The organism is Ruegeria sp. AG6, assembly GCF_056541565.1.
In genome coordinates this window covers 17,188-34,272 of record NZ_JBQFYQ010000012.1, presented here as the reverse complement: position 1 = coordinate 34,272, position 17,085 = coordinate 17,188, and the positions used below count along the sequence as shown (strand labels likewise).

Below are 17,085 nucleotides of genomic sequence, written 5' to 3'. Positions count from 1 at the left end.
ACACCCATACCAAAACACTGACCTAAAGCTACAAGAGGTTATCCGAGATTCACAACAAAATCCTGTCAGTTCCCGAAACGGGGCTCCTGCGCTTTGAGTTCCACCCCTTCCGTGCAGAAAAATCAACCATTCCGTTTGACGAACCGCACTCGCGTCCTTCTCTGCAAATCGATGGCAAAACCCAAACCGGGTCGCCTGTACCGAAAGCCGGTTTGGGTTTTGCGAAACCGACGGTCTTTCACACCGCCCGAAACAGCACGCGTTTTCCACAATGCCCTGAAACATAACGATGATTGCTGACTGGCACAGCCAGCCGAAACTCCCCGCCCGGAAGCGAAACATAGATTGGATCCATACACCTCTTGCACGGCGCCTGACCTGAACCATGACCGTTTTTTTCAGGCTGCGTCTGTGATGTCCTTCACTGTATCGACGGACCGAAAGGGCGCATCAACAATGCTGTGACTTTCCTCGCATTGTGTATAGTTGAGCGCCAGAGCAGCAGGAAATTCAGCACCTCACGACTCGTCGCTTGGTGAATCTTGACAGGGTGGCACCGCTGCCGTCCTAATACGTGAGAATGTTTGCAAAACCCAGGTGTCTCAAACCTGGGGACGATGAGTGAATTGGTAGCCAGTCTCGTTGTTAACGAGGGAGCGATTTTATGAAGTGTGTTATTCTGGCCGGCGGCTTGGGAACCCGGCTCAGCGAAGAAACCGTCAAGATTCCAAAACCCATGGTCGAGATCGGCGGCAAACCGATCATCTGGCATATCATGAAAATCTACGCGGCACACGGCATCACGGATTTCATCGTCTGCCTCGGCTACAAGGGTTACGTGATCAAGGAATACTTCGCGAATTTCTTTCTGCACAGTTCAGACGTCACGATCGATCTGGCCAATGGCGGGCTTGAGATTGCAAACAGTAAATCGGAACCGTGGCGCGTGACGCTGGTCGATACCGGAGAGGACAGCCAGACCGGGGGGCGGCTGCGCCGTGTCATGCATCTGCTCAAGGATGAAGAGGCCTTTTGCATGACCTATGGCGACGGGGTCGGGAATGTCGATATCAGTTCGCTGGTCGCGTTCCACAAAAGCCACGGCAAACGCGCCACGCTCACCGCAGTCGTGCCACCGGGGCGTTTCGGCGCGTTGGAGCTGGCTAGCGATCAGATCGAACGTTTTGCCGAAAAACCTGGCGGTGACGGTGGTTTTATCAATGGCGGGTTCTTCGTGCTGCATCCTTCGGTTGGTGATCTGCTGGACGGGGACGGCGCAATCTGGGAACGCGCTCCGCTTGAAACGCTGGCCGCAGACGGCGATCTGATGGCGTTTCGCCACAAGGGATTCTGGCAACCGATGGATACGCTGCGCGACCGCCGTCAGCTCGAAGCCCGCTGGCAGGAAGGCAATGCTCCATGGAAGGTCTGGGAATGACGCTGGGTTCCACTCCGAAAATCATCCTGCTTGGCAATCTGGGCTATATTGGTCCGGTCGTGGCGGCGGCCTTGCGGAAATCCTATCCCAACGCCAATCTGATCGGCCTTGATCCCGGGTTTTTCTCGGACCGGCTGACCACGCATGATGCGTGGCCCGAGCGGGTTCTGAACCAGCAGATCATCGCGGATATTCGCGATATCGATGCGTCACTGTTCCAGGGGGCGGATGCGGTTGTTGCACTGGCGGCCATCTCGAACGACCCGATGGGTGCCCGGTTCGAAACAGTCACCACGGAAATCAATCAGGATGCCATCGTGCAGGCCGCTCATCTGGCCGCCGAAGCCGGGGTGTCGCGCTTTGTCTTCGCCTCCAGCTGTTCGGTCTATGGTTTCGCCGAAGGCGATGCCAGATCCGAGGACGCGCCCCTGAACCCGCTGACCGCCTATGCCCGCAGCAAGATCGGGACCGAGCGCGCGCTGGCGGCCATGGACACGCCGGGGATGCTGCGTACAGCGCTGCGTTTCGCCACCGCCTGCGGGCCGTCGCCCCGGCTGCGGCTGGATCTGGTGCTGAATGATTTTGCCGCCTGTGCGGTCACCGCTGGCAAGATCACGGTGCTGAGCGACGGCAGCCCGTGGCGGCCGCTGATCGACGTGCGCGACATGGCCCGAGCCATCGACTGGGCCATCACCCGGACCCAAGATGCCGGGGGGCAGTGGCTTGCGGTCAACGCTGGATCGGATGTGTGGAACTATCAGATCCGCGATCTGGCGCAGGCCGTGGCCGAAGCGGTCCCCAGGGCCAGCTACTCGATCAATCCCGATGCCTCGCCCGACAACCGGTCCTACAAGGTCGACTTTTCGCTCTACAAACAACTGGCACCCGAACATCAGCCGGTGCAGACGCTTGAAGGCACCATCCGGGATTTGTTGCAATTGCTGAACGATATCAACTTTGGCGATGCCGATTTCAGGTCATCTCCGTTGATGCGGCTGAAAGCGCTTGAAGAGCATATCCGCACAGGCACACTGAGCGAGGATCTGCGCTGGAGGATGCCGCAATGACACACCCCGCTTGCCGGAGCTGTGGCGCAGCCCTGACCCAGACGCTGGTCGATCTGGGGCTTTCGCCGCTGGCCAATTCCTATGTCCCGCCCGAGCGCGCGGGCACGGCCTGTCCGCGCTATCCGCTGCATGCCTGGGTCTGCAACGACTGCTATCTGGTACAGGTCGAAGACGCCGTACCGGCGGATGAGATCTTCAATGCCGATTACGCCTATTTCTCGAGCTATTCGGACAGCTGGCTGGCCCATGCCAAAGCTTATGTCGAACAGATGGTCGACCGGCTTGATCTGGGACCCGATGATCTGGTGATCGAGATCGCCTCGAATGACGGGTATCTGTTGCAGTATTTCGTCGAGAAAGGCATCCCGGTTCTGGGGATCGAACCTTCGGGCAGCGTGGCGGCGGCAGCCGAAGAAAAAGGCGTGCGCACGCTGGTCGATTATTTCGGCGAGGCGCTGGGCCGCAAGGTGGCCGCGACCGAGAAACCTCCGGCGCTGATCGCATCGGCCAATGTGCTGGCGCATGTGCCTGACATCAACGATTTCGTCGCCGGGATCGCCACGCTTCTGACCGGCGATGCGGTCTATACGGTCGAATTTCCACATCTTCTGAACCTGATCAGAGAAGTGCAATTCGACACGATCTATCACGAACATTACTCCTATCTGTCGCTGCTGGCGGTGGAAAAGATTTTTGCCAAGGCGGGCCTGCGTGTCTTCGACGTCGAGGAACTGCCCACCCATGGCGGTTCGCTGCGGGTGTTCGCCTGCCTTGAGGGTGCCAGCCATCCCGAAGGGCCCGGTCTGGCCAAGGTCCGCGCGGATGAGGCTGCGGCGCAGTTCGACCGACCTGAGGGCTATATGAATTTCACCATTCAGGTCGAAGCGCTGCGCGACGGGCTGCTTGGCTTCCTGCGCGAAGCAAATGCTAGGGGTGACACCATTGCGGCCTATGGCGCCGCCGCCAAGGGCAACACGCTGCTGAACTATGCCGGGATCGGCCCCGACCTGATCTCTTACTGCGTTGATCGCAACCCGGCCAAGCAGAACACGCTGCTGCCCGGCAGCCATATCCCCGTGCATGGGGTCGAAGCCCTGCGCGAGACGCCGCCGGATTACGTGCTGATCCTGCCCTGGAACATCCGGGACGAAGTCACGGATCAACTGTCCGACCTGAAGGCACATGGCACCCGCTTCGTAACGGCCGTGCCAGAGATCAGGATCAGCTGATGGCACGGGTTCTGCTGACGGGCGCAACCGGATTGATCGGGCGCGCGACAGCCACGGCTCTGACAGAGGCGGGCCACGAGGTGGTGACGCTGGGCCGCAACCCGGCAAGCGACATCACCTGCGATCTGCTGGACCCCGATGCCATCACGACAGCCCTTGAAACAGCCCGCGCCAACTATCTGGTGCATCTGGCCTGGCATGACGGCGCGCGCGACCGCTGGACTTCTGGGGCCAATCTGGACTGGATGGCCGCCACCCTGCATCTGGTGCGGGAGTTTGCACGCACAGGAGGCCAGCGCGCGGTCTGCGCCGGAAGCTGTGCTGAATATGACTGGTCGGTACCGGAGCTGATCGAAACCAGCCCCCTGCGCCCCCGCACCCTTTATGGGGCGGCCAAGGCCGGAACCGGTCTGGCACTGTGCGCGGGCCAGCAGACGCTTGGCCTGTCCCTGGCATGGGCCCGCATCTTTTTTGTCTACGGGCCGGATGAACCGCCGGGGCGACTGTTTGGCGATCTGATGTCAAACCTCGGGGCGGGACGGCCGGTTGATTGCACCGATGGGCGGCAGGAGCGGGATTTCCTGCATGTCGATGATCTTGCCCGCGCCTTGTTGCGCGTGCTGGAAAGCGATCTGACCGGCCCGGTCAATGTCGCCAGCGGTACGGCGACCCCGGTTCGAGACCTGATTGCAGAGGTGGCAAACCAGATGCACCGGCCCGATCTGATCCGCTTGGGCACCATCGCCCGCGCAGCGGACGATCCGCCCCGGCTGGCGGCGGACGTGACCCGGTTGCGGGACGAGACCGGTTTTATGCCACAATATGACATTGCTTCCGGAGTCGCCCGGTGTCTTCGGTCAAGGGAGGAGGCCGTATGAAATCTTCATCCTTTCTACGCAAGCAATCCTTCATGCTTTTTGCCCTGGTCGGCATCGTGAATACGGCCTTCGGGTATGCGGTTTTCTCGGTTCTGAGCCTGTCGGGGTTGCCCGCACAGGCGGCTCTTGCGATCTCGTTCGTCATCGGCGTGTTGTGGAATTTCATGACCCACGCCCGGATCGTATTCGACACCAAAGGGTTCAGGAAATTGCCCTTCTACCTGCTGGCATATGTCATGGTTTACGTTTTCAACGCCTTTTCGCTCGAAGCTCTTCTGAGCACGGGACTGCATCCGATCCTTGCACAGGGCCTGCTGGTTCTGCCCGCGGCCGTTCTGGCATTCATCCTTGTTTCCCGGGCGCTGACCGATCGCTTCCCGTGGCAGCAGGAGGTCTGATATAATGCCTCAAAACTACAGACATAAACACTTTCGATCCGTAACCGGTCCATCTGATATATAGTAGGATATGGACTGTTAAATGTATTTGGTACCAGTGCTGGAAGGATAATCGTCAATGCGTCTTTATCTTGCTGATCTTGGACATAACCTCGTTACTGCCACGTCGGACACCTACCCGTTGGGTGTTGGAAATCTTGCAACCTATGCCCAGGCTCATGCAAAAAGCCCGACACCGATTGAGGTCGCGATCTTTCGTGATCCGCAGGAATTCAAAGCGGCCGTCGACACAGCTCCGCCCGATGTGGTCGGCTTTTCCAGCTATTCCTGGAACCACCATCTGGCCCTGTCCTTTGCCGACTACGTCAAGGCGGTCAATCCCAACAGCCTGACCCTGATGGGTGGTCCCAACTTTCCGCTGACCGAAGAAGAGCAGGACAGCTGGATCCGGACCATGCCGCAGATCGACATGCATGTGCGCGGCCCCACCTATGAGGGCGAGCGCGCGTTCCTCAGCACGCTGCAACGCTTCATCGATGTCGGCGCCCGACGCGAAGGCATGTGGGAAGAGGCCGTCGATGGCGCGCTTTACGTGCACCCAAAAACCGGAGAGATCCTGCGCGGGGCCGAGCCGCCCCGCATCCGCGATCTGGATGAAATCCCCTCTCCCTATCTGGCCGGGTTGATGGACAAGTTCTTTGACACCGGCCTGTTTGCACTGATGCAACTGGCACGGGGCTGCCCGTTCACCTGCGCGTTCTGCAATTCGGCGGTCAAATCGAACTCGAAGGTGTTCCGCCATTCGTTTGAACGCACCAAGGCCGATCTGGATTACGTCGTCGCCCGCATCAACCATGCCAGCCCGCTGTGCTTTGCGGATGACAATTTCGGCATGTATGTGCAGGACGAAGAGGTGGCCGATTACCTGGGCCATCTGATGGATCGGTACGACTGGCCCAAATACATCCGGACAACCACGGGCAAGAACCGCGGCGACCGGATCATCAAGGTGATGCGCAAGGCCAAGGGCCGGTTGCCGATGACCTCGTCGGTTCAGTCTCTGAATCCGGAAGTTCTGAAGAACATCAAACGCGACAATATCAGCCTGGACACCTATGCCGAGGTACAGCAGGAGCTGCATTCAAAGGGCATGCAATCCTATGGCGAGCTGATCCTGTGCATGCCCGGTGAAACCCGGGAATCCTTCATGGATGCCGTCGATCAGCTGATCGAAACCGGCGTCAGCCGGGTCGCGGCGCACCAGTTGATGCTGCTGCACGGCGCACCGCTGGCCAACCCCGACAGCCGCGAGAAATTCGGCTTCAAAACCCTCCATCGCGTGGTTGCCCGATGCCTGGGCAAATATACCGGCCCAACCGTGGTCGAGACCGAGGAAATGGTGGTCCAGTCCGAGAATTTCTCGTTCCAGGATTATCTGGACACCCGTGTTTTCCATCTGCTGCTGACGATCTTCTATTACGAAGACAATTTCGAAGAAGCCTTCCGGCTGGCGCGGTCCCGTGGCATCCGGCCCTTCCTGATCGTCAAGCATATGCAGGACATTCTCGATCAGGCCCCCAAACCCTTCCGGGATGCGGTGGCCGGTTATCTGGAGGAAAACCAGCAGGAGCTGTTTGAAACCCGCGCCGACTGCGTCGCCTGGGCGCAGGAAAATTATGACGACCTGATCAGCGGCGAATTGGGGGGCAATCTGCTCAGCAAATATTCGATGATTGGCCGGTTCATCGTGCTGGACGAAGCACTTGATTTCCTGAAACGGGCCATCAGCGACCTTCTGGACAAGGACGACCACGAAGCGCACGAGATGCTCGACACGATCATCAATTACTACAGCGCCGTGATGCTGCATGTGCCCTTCTCGGAAACCCTGGAACACGAACCCGTCTGGAGCTCGTCTTTCGATGTCGAGGCCTGGAGGAATTCGGGATATCAGGGCGTGCTGCAGGATTACCAGTTCGATGCCCCCCGCGAGTTCCAGACCCAGGTCGATCAAAGGGTGAAAACCACCTTGCTGTCGCGGATCGAAACCTTTGGCGAACATGCCTCGGGGCTGGGCCGGTTTACCCGAACGATGTTCGCCAATGATTTCCGGCGCAACTTCGTGTCAGGCGAAAGCCAACACGCAGCCGAATAGGTCTGGCTTTGGGCTGGGCCTATTCGCCATCCCCCAGATAGACAACGTCGCGGCCCGGGAAGGCCGCGATGATGCCTGCGTTCTGCTCGGGGCCCATATCGCGCAGGAAAATCGGTTTGCCCTCGGGCAGGAACGGATCGTTGAGATAGAGTGCAGACCCGATATCGCCCTGTGTCGAAACAAAGACCAGAGAGTTTCCAAGCCCGGCAGCCTGCCGCCGTATGTCACCGGTATAGCCACCATACCCATTGTATTTCGACACCCCCCGCCATGGGGTGAAGCTGACAACAGACACCGCACACAGCAATAGGATGACGCAGTGCAGGCGGCCACGATGCCGTTCGGGCAGCCGGTCCCGGACGGTCTCGATCCCGGCCGCCGCCAAAGCCAGCGCCGGCAACAAAGCCGTATGCCAGTAGCGCGGCCCAAGATAGAACGTGCCCGTAAACCAGTAAAAAAACAGGGCCCCCACAAGGATCGCGAACACCACCAGCATAGCCCGGTCGAACCCGGTCAGCTTTCTGCCCCATATGAACGCAATCCAGACCGGAACCAGGGACCCGAATGTCCAGCCCAGAAGTTCGTAATTGAGCGCGGCAAAACCATTGATCAGATTCAGCAGACCCTCGGCCGGACTGTGCCCGACCCAGATGTCGAGCGCGCCCCAGCTCTCGGCCGGTGGCCCTACATTGGGACCAAACCCATAGGCATTCTGCGTGTCGGGCCATAACCGGCTCAGGTAATCCGCTTGCGGGGTCAGCAGCGCGTCTCCGGTGATCATCAGGTTGAGCAGTAAAAAGACGCCACCCGACAGAACACCGCCCAAGGCGCAGGCGATCACCTGTCCGATCCCCCCCGGCAGGCGCCGCAGCAACCACAGGCCGGTTAAAACGCTTATGATCAACCCATCAAGCTGTCGGGTGACAAAGGCCCAGCCCAAAGCCAGACCCGCAACAAGCGCAAGCAAGACATCCCTGCGCGTTGACCCCTCCCCAGCCCTGAGCAGACACCACCATCCCAGCAGCACCATCACCAATGTCGTGGAATGTGCCATCAGCGTGCCACCGACGGCGAGCACCCAGGGCGACGTGGCCATCAGCAACGCCACCAGATCGGCCCGTTCGCGACTGACGGCACGGCACACGATGCCATGCGCCAGCCAGACAGAGATCCCGGTCAGCACGGGGTTGACCAGCCAGGGCGCCCCGGCCAGCACGCCCAGGCTCAGCACGATGGCCCAACCCTGTGCCGGCACGCCGATCCACTGATCGCCGCGAATGTCGAACAGGTAATATTCCAATGCGGGCTGCGCCGCTGCGGGGGGGGCCGGGCTTCCGAGGACGCCCGCAGCAAAGGTACGCGCCTGAAACAGATATGCCACCTCATCCTCGACATGAGGCACGCGGTCGAACGCCGCCCAGGCCAGAGCCGCGCTGGCCAGCATTGCAAAGACCGCGAGGGCAGCCACCGGAATGCGGGGTGCCCGGTCAGGCCCGGCAACTGTGAAAACGGCGACCAGCGTCGCCATCTGCACAAGGTTCAGCGCACCGCCGATCCCGATCTGCAAACCGAAGGCCAGATAGTACCCGTAAGCCACGTACGGCGTCGCAGAAACGCAAAAGGCCGCAGCCAGCCCCAGCAAAAGGATCAGCCGCCACCGTCCTGCTTCTGCCATCAGGCCCGTTATGGCCGCCCTTCCCTGCGGCCGCACAAGCACAAAGCCCGTCAACACCGTCTGCCCCGCCAGTATCGCCAGCATGATCAGGTTTTCAGGAGGGTTCGCGGAAATCTCGAGCCGTGGAAACCAAAGGGGTTGGGTCAACCACAACCGGGCCGCACTACCCAGAAGCAGCGCCGCGCCAAGCAAGCCAAAAAGAAACTGGCCACACTGCCGGAAAACACCCCCCACAAGCAACGCAGCAATCACCACGGCCGCATACCAAAGGCGCAGTTCCGCCAATGTGGCATTGCTGCCCGGCAGGTCCGCAGCCCAGGCCGAGCTGCCGCACAAGGCCATCGCCCCGGCAAAGAGCCACATCACCCGACCTGAACGCATATTCATGCCATATGCTCGTCTTTGACAATCGCCGGGTCCCGTGCAGGACCTTCGATATTGATGCGTTCCTGTTCAGTGACGATCGGACCGCCCCGCACCTGATTGTGGATCGAGGTTATGTATTCCCCCAACATGCCGATAAACAGCATCTGGATACCTGACAGGAAGAACAGCGCGACGATGATTGTCGTGGTTCCCCGTGGAGCCAAATCCGGATTGAAGAAATAGAACACCACTGAAATGAGGGAAAACAGAATACAGCTGATGGCAATCACCAGACCACTCAGCGTGCAGAACCGCATTGGGGCACGTGTGAAAGAGAAGATCGCATTCAGCGCCTGATCGGTCAGCGCCATCAGATTGTGCTTGGAAACACCTCTTTTGCGGGCCCGCCACACATACGGAACGATGATGCGGCGAAACCCGCAACTGGCGATGATGCCGCGGATATAGGGGTAGTGGTCGTTATGCGACAGCACCGCATTGAGCACTTTGCGGTCAATAAGCTGGAACTCACCCACTGATGGCTCTAGCCAGACATCGGACAGCCGGTTGACGATCGTATAGAAGATGCCGCGCGCCGCGCGCATCACGATCCCCTCTTCGCGGGTGGTGCGGGCACCGGCCACCACATCGTAACCGCTTTCCCATAACTGCACGAATTCCGGGATCATGTCCGGCGGGTCCTGAAGATCCACCGGCAGGATGACGACCACGGCATCCCCTTCGGCATAACGCAACCCGTTGAAGGCGGATCGGAACACTCCAAAGTTGCGGGCGTTTACGACAACTTTCACATTCTGATCTTTTTCAGCGATCTCTCGCAGGATCTCGACAGTCCGGTCGGAGGATGCATTGTCGACAAAGATATGCTCGCACCTGTAGCCTAGCAGCTTTTCCTCAAAAATCGCTTTTACGGTTTCATAGCAATTCGCCACATTGTCTTCTTCGTTGTAGCAAGGCGAAACAATGGAAATTGTTTTGCGATTTTGTTCTAAATCTGAAGACACCAATTACCCAACCTCCAAGTTGGAAACGATTGTATCACCCGGTGCTGTATCGGATTCGCACATCGCCCAAAGTACAGGAATATTTTGCAATAACGTGCGCACACCGCCACATCTTTTGCCGATTTCACGCATTCACAACAGTCAGTTTTCTCCGACCCCTTGTTTCTTGAACATCAGTTTCATTTAGTGTGCCGGTAAATTTATCAGCTGTCAGCGTTTCAGATGACCCGAACCTTTCGCAACTGGCTATTTTCCCTGCACACCCGCCTGGGATTGCACCTGTCGATCTTCTTCGCCTTTATGTTCCTGACGGGGGCAGTGCTTGTCATCGGCATCGAGGTTGAATCCATTGCCCGGCCGGAAATCTGGACCACCATTGCCAAAGAAGACCGGACGGCCAGTTTTGCGGAAATCCATGACGGCATTAAAACCGCCCATCCCGAAAGCGCTGTATTTGTCATCGAAAAATACCCCGCCCCGTGGTTCGCAGATCGAACCTTCGGACGAACCGGCTGGGGCGAAAACATCAGCTTCTGGACTGACCCGGTGACCGGAGCAGTCGTTTACGAAACGAGGGATGGCGGGTTTCGCGACATTCTGCGCGATCTGCATGATACGTTCCTGACCACCAAACGCCCCATCTTCATCCTGATCTCGGCAACATCCGTTCTGCTGCTGTATCAGATCGTCAGCGGGCTGATTACCTACCGACGTTTCTGGAAAGGGTTTTTCCGCTGGCCCAAACGCTCCGGGGGGTTCAGATCCTGGGTCGGCGCCACGCACCGGCTAACGGCCCTTTGGGCAGCGCCGCTTCTGATCCTGATTGCAATCACCAGCTTTTATTTCATGCTCGGCGGTCTGGGAATCGAAGGCACAACCCCAAAACCTCAGCCCACTTCCCCCCGTGACACCGCCCTGCCTATCGGCTTCAGTTCCGACACCCTTGAACAGGCCGAGGCAAACGCTGTTGCCGCCTTGCCGGGCCTGGAGCCGCTTGTCATGGTGCTGCCGGGAGATCCGGCTGGCACTTTTGCCTTTGAAGGCCCCGTGGTCGGTTTTGCGAAGACGAGTGGATGGGGCAGCGTATCGGTTGATCCAGTGACCCTTGAGGTGCTCGGCGCGTTCACCCCGGATGATACCCGCGGCTTCGCACGCTGGAAGGCATTGATGAACACATTGCATTTCGGCACCTGGGGTGGTGCGTTCTCATTGGGTCTCTGGGTTCTGTCAGGCTTCGTGGCCACCGGCGTTGCCCTGACGGGCGCCTTGATCTTTGCGGCCCGGCTGGCTCCTGAGGCCGCACAATACGGCCCGATCCGGCGCATCTGGCGCGGATTGGGGCTGTCCCGCTGGATCTATCTGTTGATCGTTCTGGGTATCCTGCTGACCGCGTATCAGCGCTTTGGGCCGGGCAGCTACCCGAGAGCTGGGGTCTTCCCGACCGACGCACCTGCTGCGGTGGCCTATCTGATCCTGCCCGCACCTGTGCGCCGCGATACCCCGCTTGATGTCGAAATGCTGGTTGGGGAACCCGGCATCACTGCGGCGTCCATAGCAACAGATGGGGGGGCAGAGCAGCCCGTCGAACTGGTACGGAACGGTGAAAAGGCGCAGGCATCTTTTCGCATCACCCCCAATGACACGGCCAACCGGATCACAGCCCGCCTGACAAAACCCGATGGCACTAAAAAAACCGTCACGTTCCGACTGGGGCAACCGATATGGTAAACGAAACAACACTTCCTCTGACGAATGAGAAGGCGTTTCAGGAACGGCTCAGCATCCTGCAAATGTGCTCGTTTTTCACATTCGGAGGCGGCATTCAGCGCCACATTACCGATCTGGGCGGGTCCCTGATGGCGCATGGGCACAAGGTGATCAAGGCTGGTGCCCCCGGCGAGCTTGGCGAGACCGCGGATGGCAGTGTCTTTGTACCTTTGCAACTTGACCGGGTCAGCGACCACAGTGCGAATGGCAAACTCAACCCGGCCCTCAGAATGTACTGGCTGGTACGTTCGGCCCTGACCCTGCGCCGGGCGCTCAAGGACCATAAGGTCGATATCATCCATGCGCATGAAACCGCCCCGCTTCTGACGGCTCGTCTGGCCAGTCTGGGAATGGGAATTCCCATTGTGATGACCTATCACGGCTCGTCGCCCGACCGTCTCAACGCGGTGGCCCGCGCCTGCCGACAGCAAGCCGATCTGGCGATCTGCCCCAGCGAAACCGTCATGCAATCCCTGCTGGAACGCCAGGTCGATCCCGACAAGGCGCGGGTGATGCTTTTGGGGGTACGTCCCAACCCGCCCGCCGATCCGGCAGCTGCGGATGCCCTGCGGCGCGAACTGTTGGGCGCAGATGGCACACATCTGGTTCTGTCCTTGTCCCGTCTGGACCGCCAAAAGGGCCTCGACGCGATGATCGAAGTGGCCCGGCGTGTGCGGCAGGATCTGCCCGGTCTGCGGATCGTCGTCGGGGGCGAAGGCGTGCTGCGCGGCCAGGTCGAAGCCTGGGCCGAACAGGCCGGGGTTTCCGACATCATCCGTTTCCCCGGGGTGATCTCGGATGTCGCCACCTATCTCGCGGCCTCGGATCTTTATATGCTGACCTCCCGGTGGGAGGCCCTGCCGATTTCAATTGTCGAGGCGTTCCGCGCCGGGCTGCCGGTGATCGCCACCGATTGCGGCGGTGTGCGTGAATTGGTGGATGGCGATGTCGGGCGCCTGTGTGCGGTCGATGATCTTGATGCCCTGTCTCAGGCGCTGCGCGATCTTTGCATCGACCGTGCCGAATATGACCGGCTAAGCGCCAATGCCACGGCGCGCGGTGCAGAAGACAGGTTCTCGCCAGCCCATGTGCATAGCGGGTTTGAAAAGCTGTATCGGCAACTGGCCGGGCGGGGATAACCCCCGGTCAGCCCGATGCGCCGTTCTCGAAAGCACCAGCTTCCAAGGCATGGGCCAGATCGGCCCGCCCTGCACGATGCGCGGCCTGCGCGAAAGCCGCGCCGAACCGGCCCAATACCTGATCTTCACGCCAGAGCGTCTCAAACCCCTGCCGCGCCGCTGCTGCCATCTGATCCCGCGCGGCACCTCCGTTCTGAAAACGGCGCATGGCTGCGATCAGATCATCCTCGGTTTCGAACAGTTCCCCGCCCCCTGCCCGCTCCACGATCTCGGGGAACGGACCCAGCCGCCGGGCGATCACCGGCGTGCCCAGCCGGAAGCTTTCGATCAGGATGATGCCGAAGGTTTCATAACAGACCGAGGGCACGATCAGCCCCAGTGCGCCACGATAGTAAGCGTTCAACTCGTCCGGCGTCTTGCGGCCCAGGAATTTGATCCGGTCATTGCCTGCGGCCTGTGCCTTCAACTCATCCGCATAGTCACCATCACCCAGGATCAGCAGATCCGCGTCGGGATAGCGGTCAAAGGCCGGGAACACATCCTGCAACCCCTTGATCTTTTCCAACCGCCCGACAAACAGGAAATAGGGGCGTTCCTGCGCCGCCGGTTCCGGCAAGGCGCTCTGATCCAGGTCGGGCAGGAAATAGGGCAGCACCTGCATGTCCTGCCGCAGGCCGAATTCACGATGTTTGGCGCGGCTGAATTCGCTTTTGGCAATGATCAGATCCATGTGATCCAGCGCCCGGTCCAGCGCACCGGTATACCGCCAGAGCTGCGGCGGACGTTTGTGCTGCAACACGCAGCGCAGGCACTGGCGCTCATCGCACAGCTCGCGCCCATGCCGCCACAGAACATGGGTGGGGCAGACCAACCAGTGTTCATGCGCTTCATAGATTTTCAACCCCTCGCCCATCGGCAACAGGCCGGGGCCGCCGATCAGGGATGTGTTGTTGTGCCAGATGATATCCGGCTTCCGCTCGGCCAGTAACTCGCGGATGCGGGCAGCATGGACAACCGGACGGCCCAGTTGCTGGGTCAGCAGGTTCGACATCATGCCGTTGCGGCTGCGCAGCCCGATCCGCCGCACCCCGTCAGGGGTGCCTTCGGGCTGCGGTTTGCCGCCCAGAATCAGATAGCTGTCTTCGTCATGCACCACCGTCACGTCGTGCCCGCGCGCCACTAGCGCCCGCGCCATGCGCTGAATGCCGATGGCGTCACCGCCAAAGGAATAGGGGGGATAAAATGTGGTGAACATCAAAATGCGTAACGATTTCATCTATCTCTCAATTCCTTGAGTGTCAGCCGCAGGCAGGTGCCCGCCTTGCGGCCCAAGCATCGAAACCAGCAGGCGCAGCCTGTCCCGCTGGAACAGAAAAGCCAGCAAACCATAGGCCAGAACACCCGTCACCGTACCGGCAAGTAAAAGCAAAGCCGGGGACAGGCCGTCCAGTTGCCACATGACCCCCTGCACGGCCGCCACCATCCCCCCTGACAGCAGAAGCGGCGCAAGATGCTGCCGCATCAAAGCCGGCCCGGACAGCCCGGCAATATGCCCCAGATTGGCAAATTTGAGCGGCCAGACCAGCAGAAAGACAGCCACAAAACCGGCTGTGACGACCGGCAACCCATACGGGGCCAGCACCACAATCACCCCCGCCGCCAGCGCCACCTCGACCCAGGACAGAACCGCCAGACGACCGGGCTGACCGGCCGCCAGACAAAAGGTCTGCTGCACCTTTTCGGCGCACAGATACATGCCAAACACCGACATCAGGCTCAGGACCGGAGCCGCCGGAGCCCATTTCTGACCGAACAGCAGCACCAGCGCCGGTTCCGACAGAACCGCCAGCCCGGCAAAGGCCGGAAAGGCCAGAAACCCGGTCAGGCGCATGACGTCGATCAGCAAATCCGTCGCCGGACCACCATCGCGCGCCGCCGCACCAAAGGCAGGCTGCGCCACGGTGCGCAGCGGTGTGATAATCAGGAACGAGGCGGTCTCGATCACGCGCCAGGCGATTGCATAATACCCCGCCGGAACCGGCCCCAGCATCGCGCCGATGATCACCGCAGGCGATTGCACCGCAGCCAGTTCGGCCGCGCGCAGGCCCAGAATCCGGTGACTGAAATGCAAGACCCTGCGCATGTGATCCCGCGACGCATGGAATGCCGGGCGCCAGGAGACCGCCCCCCAGGCCATCACGATATTGGTGGCCGTCATCGCCAGCCGCTGACCGACCAGGCTCCAGACCCCGTATCCCGCCAGCGCCATGCCAATGCCCACGACCCCTCCGACCGCCGCGCCGAGCGCTGCACGGATGGCCAGAACACGGAACCGCATTTCCCGGCGCAGGATCGCAACCGGCACCGCCGTCAGTGAAATCATCAGCACCGTTGGGGACAATCCGATCAACAATTCACGCGCAACCGGCTCATTGTAGAAATATGAGACCGGCCCCGCCCCCAGATACAGCACAACCGTCAACACGCCCCCCAGCAGCGCCAACAGCCAGAAAACCGAGTTCAACCGCTCTGGTGACAGCGCCTCATGGGTCAGCAGAATGTCGGAAATCGTTTCGCGCACCAGGAATTCGGAAAACAACACAAAGGCTGCAACCATCGCCAGAAGACCAAAGGCCTCGACCCCTAAAATACGGGCAAGAATGGCAAAAATGATGAAATTGAACGCCTGCTCGACCCAGATACCGGCCGACATCCAGGCAACTCCGCTGCTGAAACTCTGCCGCCCTGACACCCGTTTCCTTCCTGTTGCCCGAACCCCGCCAAGTGCCGATGGACACATGGCTCAAACACTCACACCTGTTGCGCACAGTATGCGCAATTGCAAACTTGACGCCTTAACGGTCGAATTTGGTCAAATTTATTGTCTATGTTCAGTCTGTACGTGTTCGAATACTATACGCAATACAGGGAATTATGCCCGTCGCGTTCCATGCGCCACGCAATTCTTGCAGCGGGGGCTGGGGCAGGGATTATTGAGTGAATAAAAGGTTTTCATTTTCATGAACAAAGTCGCAGAGCCGATGGAGACGAACAGCACCACACCCGAAGAGCTGATCGCATCGGAAACCGCCGGCATGAGCCTGAGCGTGGTCATCCCCGCCTATAACGAGGAAAACGCCGTCCGCCACACGGTCGAAGACGTGCGCACCCATCTCGAACCGCTGGGCATTCCCTACGAGATCATCGTGGTGGACGATGCCAGCCAGGACAACACCCGCGCCGAGGCCGAGGCCAGCGGTGCCACCGTCACCTTCAATGATGTCAATTCCGGCTATGGCGCCAGCCTCAAGCGCGGGGTGCGGATGGCGCAGCATGAATATGTGGCCATTCTGGATGCCGACAGCACCTATCCCGCGCGCTACCTGCCCGGAATGCTGGCCATGTGCCGCGATCAGGACATGGTCGTGGGCGACCGGGGCGCGGCGATGAAGAACGTGCCGCTGCTGCGCCGGCCCGCCAAGAAATTCCTGTTCGCCTTTGCCTCGTTCCTGGCCGAGCGCAAGATCAACGATCTGAATTCCGGCCTGCGGGTGTTTCGCAAATCCGAACTGATCCCGTTCCTGCCGCTCTTGCCACAGAATTTCTCGTTCACCACCACGATCACGCTGTGCATGACCTCAAACGGCAAGCGGATGATCTATACGCCGATTGAATACGGCAAGCGGGTGGGCAAATCGAAAATCCGGCCGATCGACTTTCTGAACTTCATCATCCTGATCCTGCGCATCAGCACGCTGTTCAATCCGCTGCGGGTGTTCATTCCGCTGGGGCTGGCGTTTTTCACGCTGGGCACGGTGAAGTTCATTATCGATATGTTCTACTGGAACCTCAGCGAAACGGCGGTGTTCTCGTTCCTGGCGGCGATCATGATCTGGTCGCTGGGGCTGATCGCCGACATGATCTCGCGGCTGCATCTCAGACCGTGAC

At 59.8% G+C, this 17,085-nt stretch carries 13 protein-coding genes; 9 read left to right on the top strand and 4 right to left on the bottom strand.

Annotation, left to right across the window (positions count from 1 at the left end; genetic code table 11):
- The first annotated feature begins 664 nt into the window (after positions 1-664).
- From rfbF to ACR0I0_RS18350, 6 genes are all read left to right on the top strand, one after another.
- Positions 665-1,438, top strand: coding sequence for a glucose-1-phosphate cytidylyltransferase (gene rfbF / locus ACR0I0_RS18375; protein WP_171233823.1), 774 nt, complete (start codon positions 665-667; stop codon positions 1,436-1,438).
- Positions 1,420-2,505 carry an NAD-dependent epimerase/dehydratase family protein gene (locus ACR0I0_RS18370; protein WP_209835489.1) on the top strand — a complete coding sequence of 362 codons (1,086 nt, stop codon included), beginning with the start codon at positions 1,420-1,422 and terminating at the stop codon, positions 2,503-2,505. The genes rfbF and ACR0I0_RS18370 overlap by 19 nt, the downstream gene beginning before the upstream one ends.
- A complete protein-coding gene (locus tag ACR0I0_RS18365) occupies positions 2,502-3,734 on the top strand; it encodes a methyltransferase domain-containing protein (RefSeq protein WP_480492478.1) in 1,233 nt (410 codons plus the stop codon). Before ACR0I0_RS18370 ends, ACR0I0_RS18365 begins: the two co-directional genes overlap by 4 nt.
- Positions 3,734-4,612, top strand: a complete 879-nt coding sequence (locus ACR0I0_RS18360) for an NAD-dependent epimerase/dehydratase family protein (protein ID WP_171642541.1) — start codon at positions 3,734-3,736, stop codon at positions 4,610-4,612. Before ACR0I0_RS18365 ends, ACR0I0_RS18360 begins: the two co-directional genes overlap by 1 nt.
- Positions 4,609-5,010 (top strand): GtrA family protein, encoded by a 402-nt coding sequence (locus tag ACR0I0_RS18355; protein ID WP_170347032.1) that lies wholly within the window; start codon positions 4,609-4,611, stop codon positions 5,008-5,010. The genes ACR0I0_RS18360 and ACR0I0_RS18355 overlap by 4 nt, the downstream gene beginning before the upstream one ends.
- Before the next feature lie 118 nt (positions 5,011-5,128).
- The gene (locus ACR0I0_RS18350; protein WP_171637930.1) at positions 5,129-7,165 is read left to right on the top strand and encodes a B12-binding domain-containing radical SAM protein; all 2,037 of its coding nucleotides are present in this window, start codon (positions 5,129-5,131) and stop codon (positions 7,163-7,165) included.
- Positions 7,166-7,184: 19 nt separating this feature from the next.
- Here the strand turns inward: ACR0I0_RS18350 and ACR0I0_RS18345 are convergent, their stop codons facing one another.
- Together ACR0I0_RS18345 and ACR0I0_RS18340 are read right to left on the bottom strand one after the other, a co-directional pair.
- Positions 7,185-9,227, bottom strand: a complete 2,043-nt coding sequence (locus ACR0I0_RS18345; RefSeq protein ID WP_210093870.1) for a hypothetical protein — start codon at positions 9,225-9,227, stop codon at positions 7,185-7,187.
- On the bottom strand, positions 9,224-10,231 hold the full coding sequence (locus tag ACR0I0_RS18340; RefSeq protein ID WP_480492477.1) for a glycosyltransferase: 1,008 nt from the start codon (positions 10,229-10,231) through the stop codon (positions 9,224-9,226). The genes ACR0I0_RS18345 and ACR0I0_RS18340 overlap by 4 nt, the downstream gene beginning before the upstream one ends.
- 222 nt (positions 10,232-10,453) lie before the next feature.
- Here ACR0I0_RS18340 and ACR0I0_RS18335 point away from each other — a divergent pair, with 222 nt between their 5' ends.
- Positions 10,454-11,959: a PepSY-associated TM helix domain-containing protein gene (locus tag ACR0I0_RS18335; protein ID WP_480492476.1), complete on the top strand. Its 1,506-nt coding sequence runs from the start codon at positions 10,454-10,456 to the stop codon at positions 11,957-11,959.
- Complete coding sequence (locus ACR0I0_RS18330; RefSeq protein WP_209835485.1) at positions 11,953-13,137, top strand: glycosyltransferase family 4 protein; 1,185 nt, start codon at positions 11,953-11,955, stop codon at positions 13,135-13,137. The genes ACR0I0_RS18335 and ACR0I0_RS18330 overlap by 7 nt, the downstream gene beginning before the upstream one ends.
- 7 nt (positions 13,138-13,144) lie before the next feature.
- Here ACR0I0_RS18330 and ACR0I0_RS18325 read toward each other — a convergent pair whose 3' ends face one another.
- Together ACR0I0_RS18325 and ACR0I0_RS18320 are read right to left on the bottom strand one after the other, a co-directional pair.
- Entirely contained in the window at positions 13,145-14,413 is a 1,269-nt protein-coding gene (locus ACR0I0_RS18325) for a glycosyltransferase (RefSeq protein WP_171725040.1), read from the bottom strand.
- The gene (locus ACR0I0_RS18320) at positions 14,414-15,850 is read right to left on the bottom strand and encodes a lipopolysaccharide biosynthesis protein (protein ID WP_480492475.1); all 1,437 of its coding nucleotides are present in this window, start codon (positions 15,848-15,850) and stop codon (positions 14,414-14,416) included. It abuts the gene before it with no gap.
- A 307-nt stretch (positions 15,851-16,157) separates the two neighbouring features.
- On the opposite strand from ACR0I0_RS18320, the gene ACR0I0_RS18315 reads away from it, so the two are divergent.
- Positions 16,158-17,084, top strand: a complete 927-nt coding sequence (locus ACR0I0_RS18315; protein ID WP_171120566.1) for a glycosyltransferase family 2 protein — start codon at positions 16,158-16,160, stop codon at positions 17,082-17,084.
- The last annotated feature ends 1 nt before the right edge of the window (position 17,085 follow it).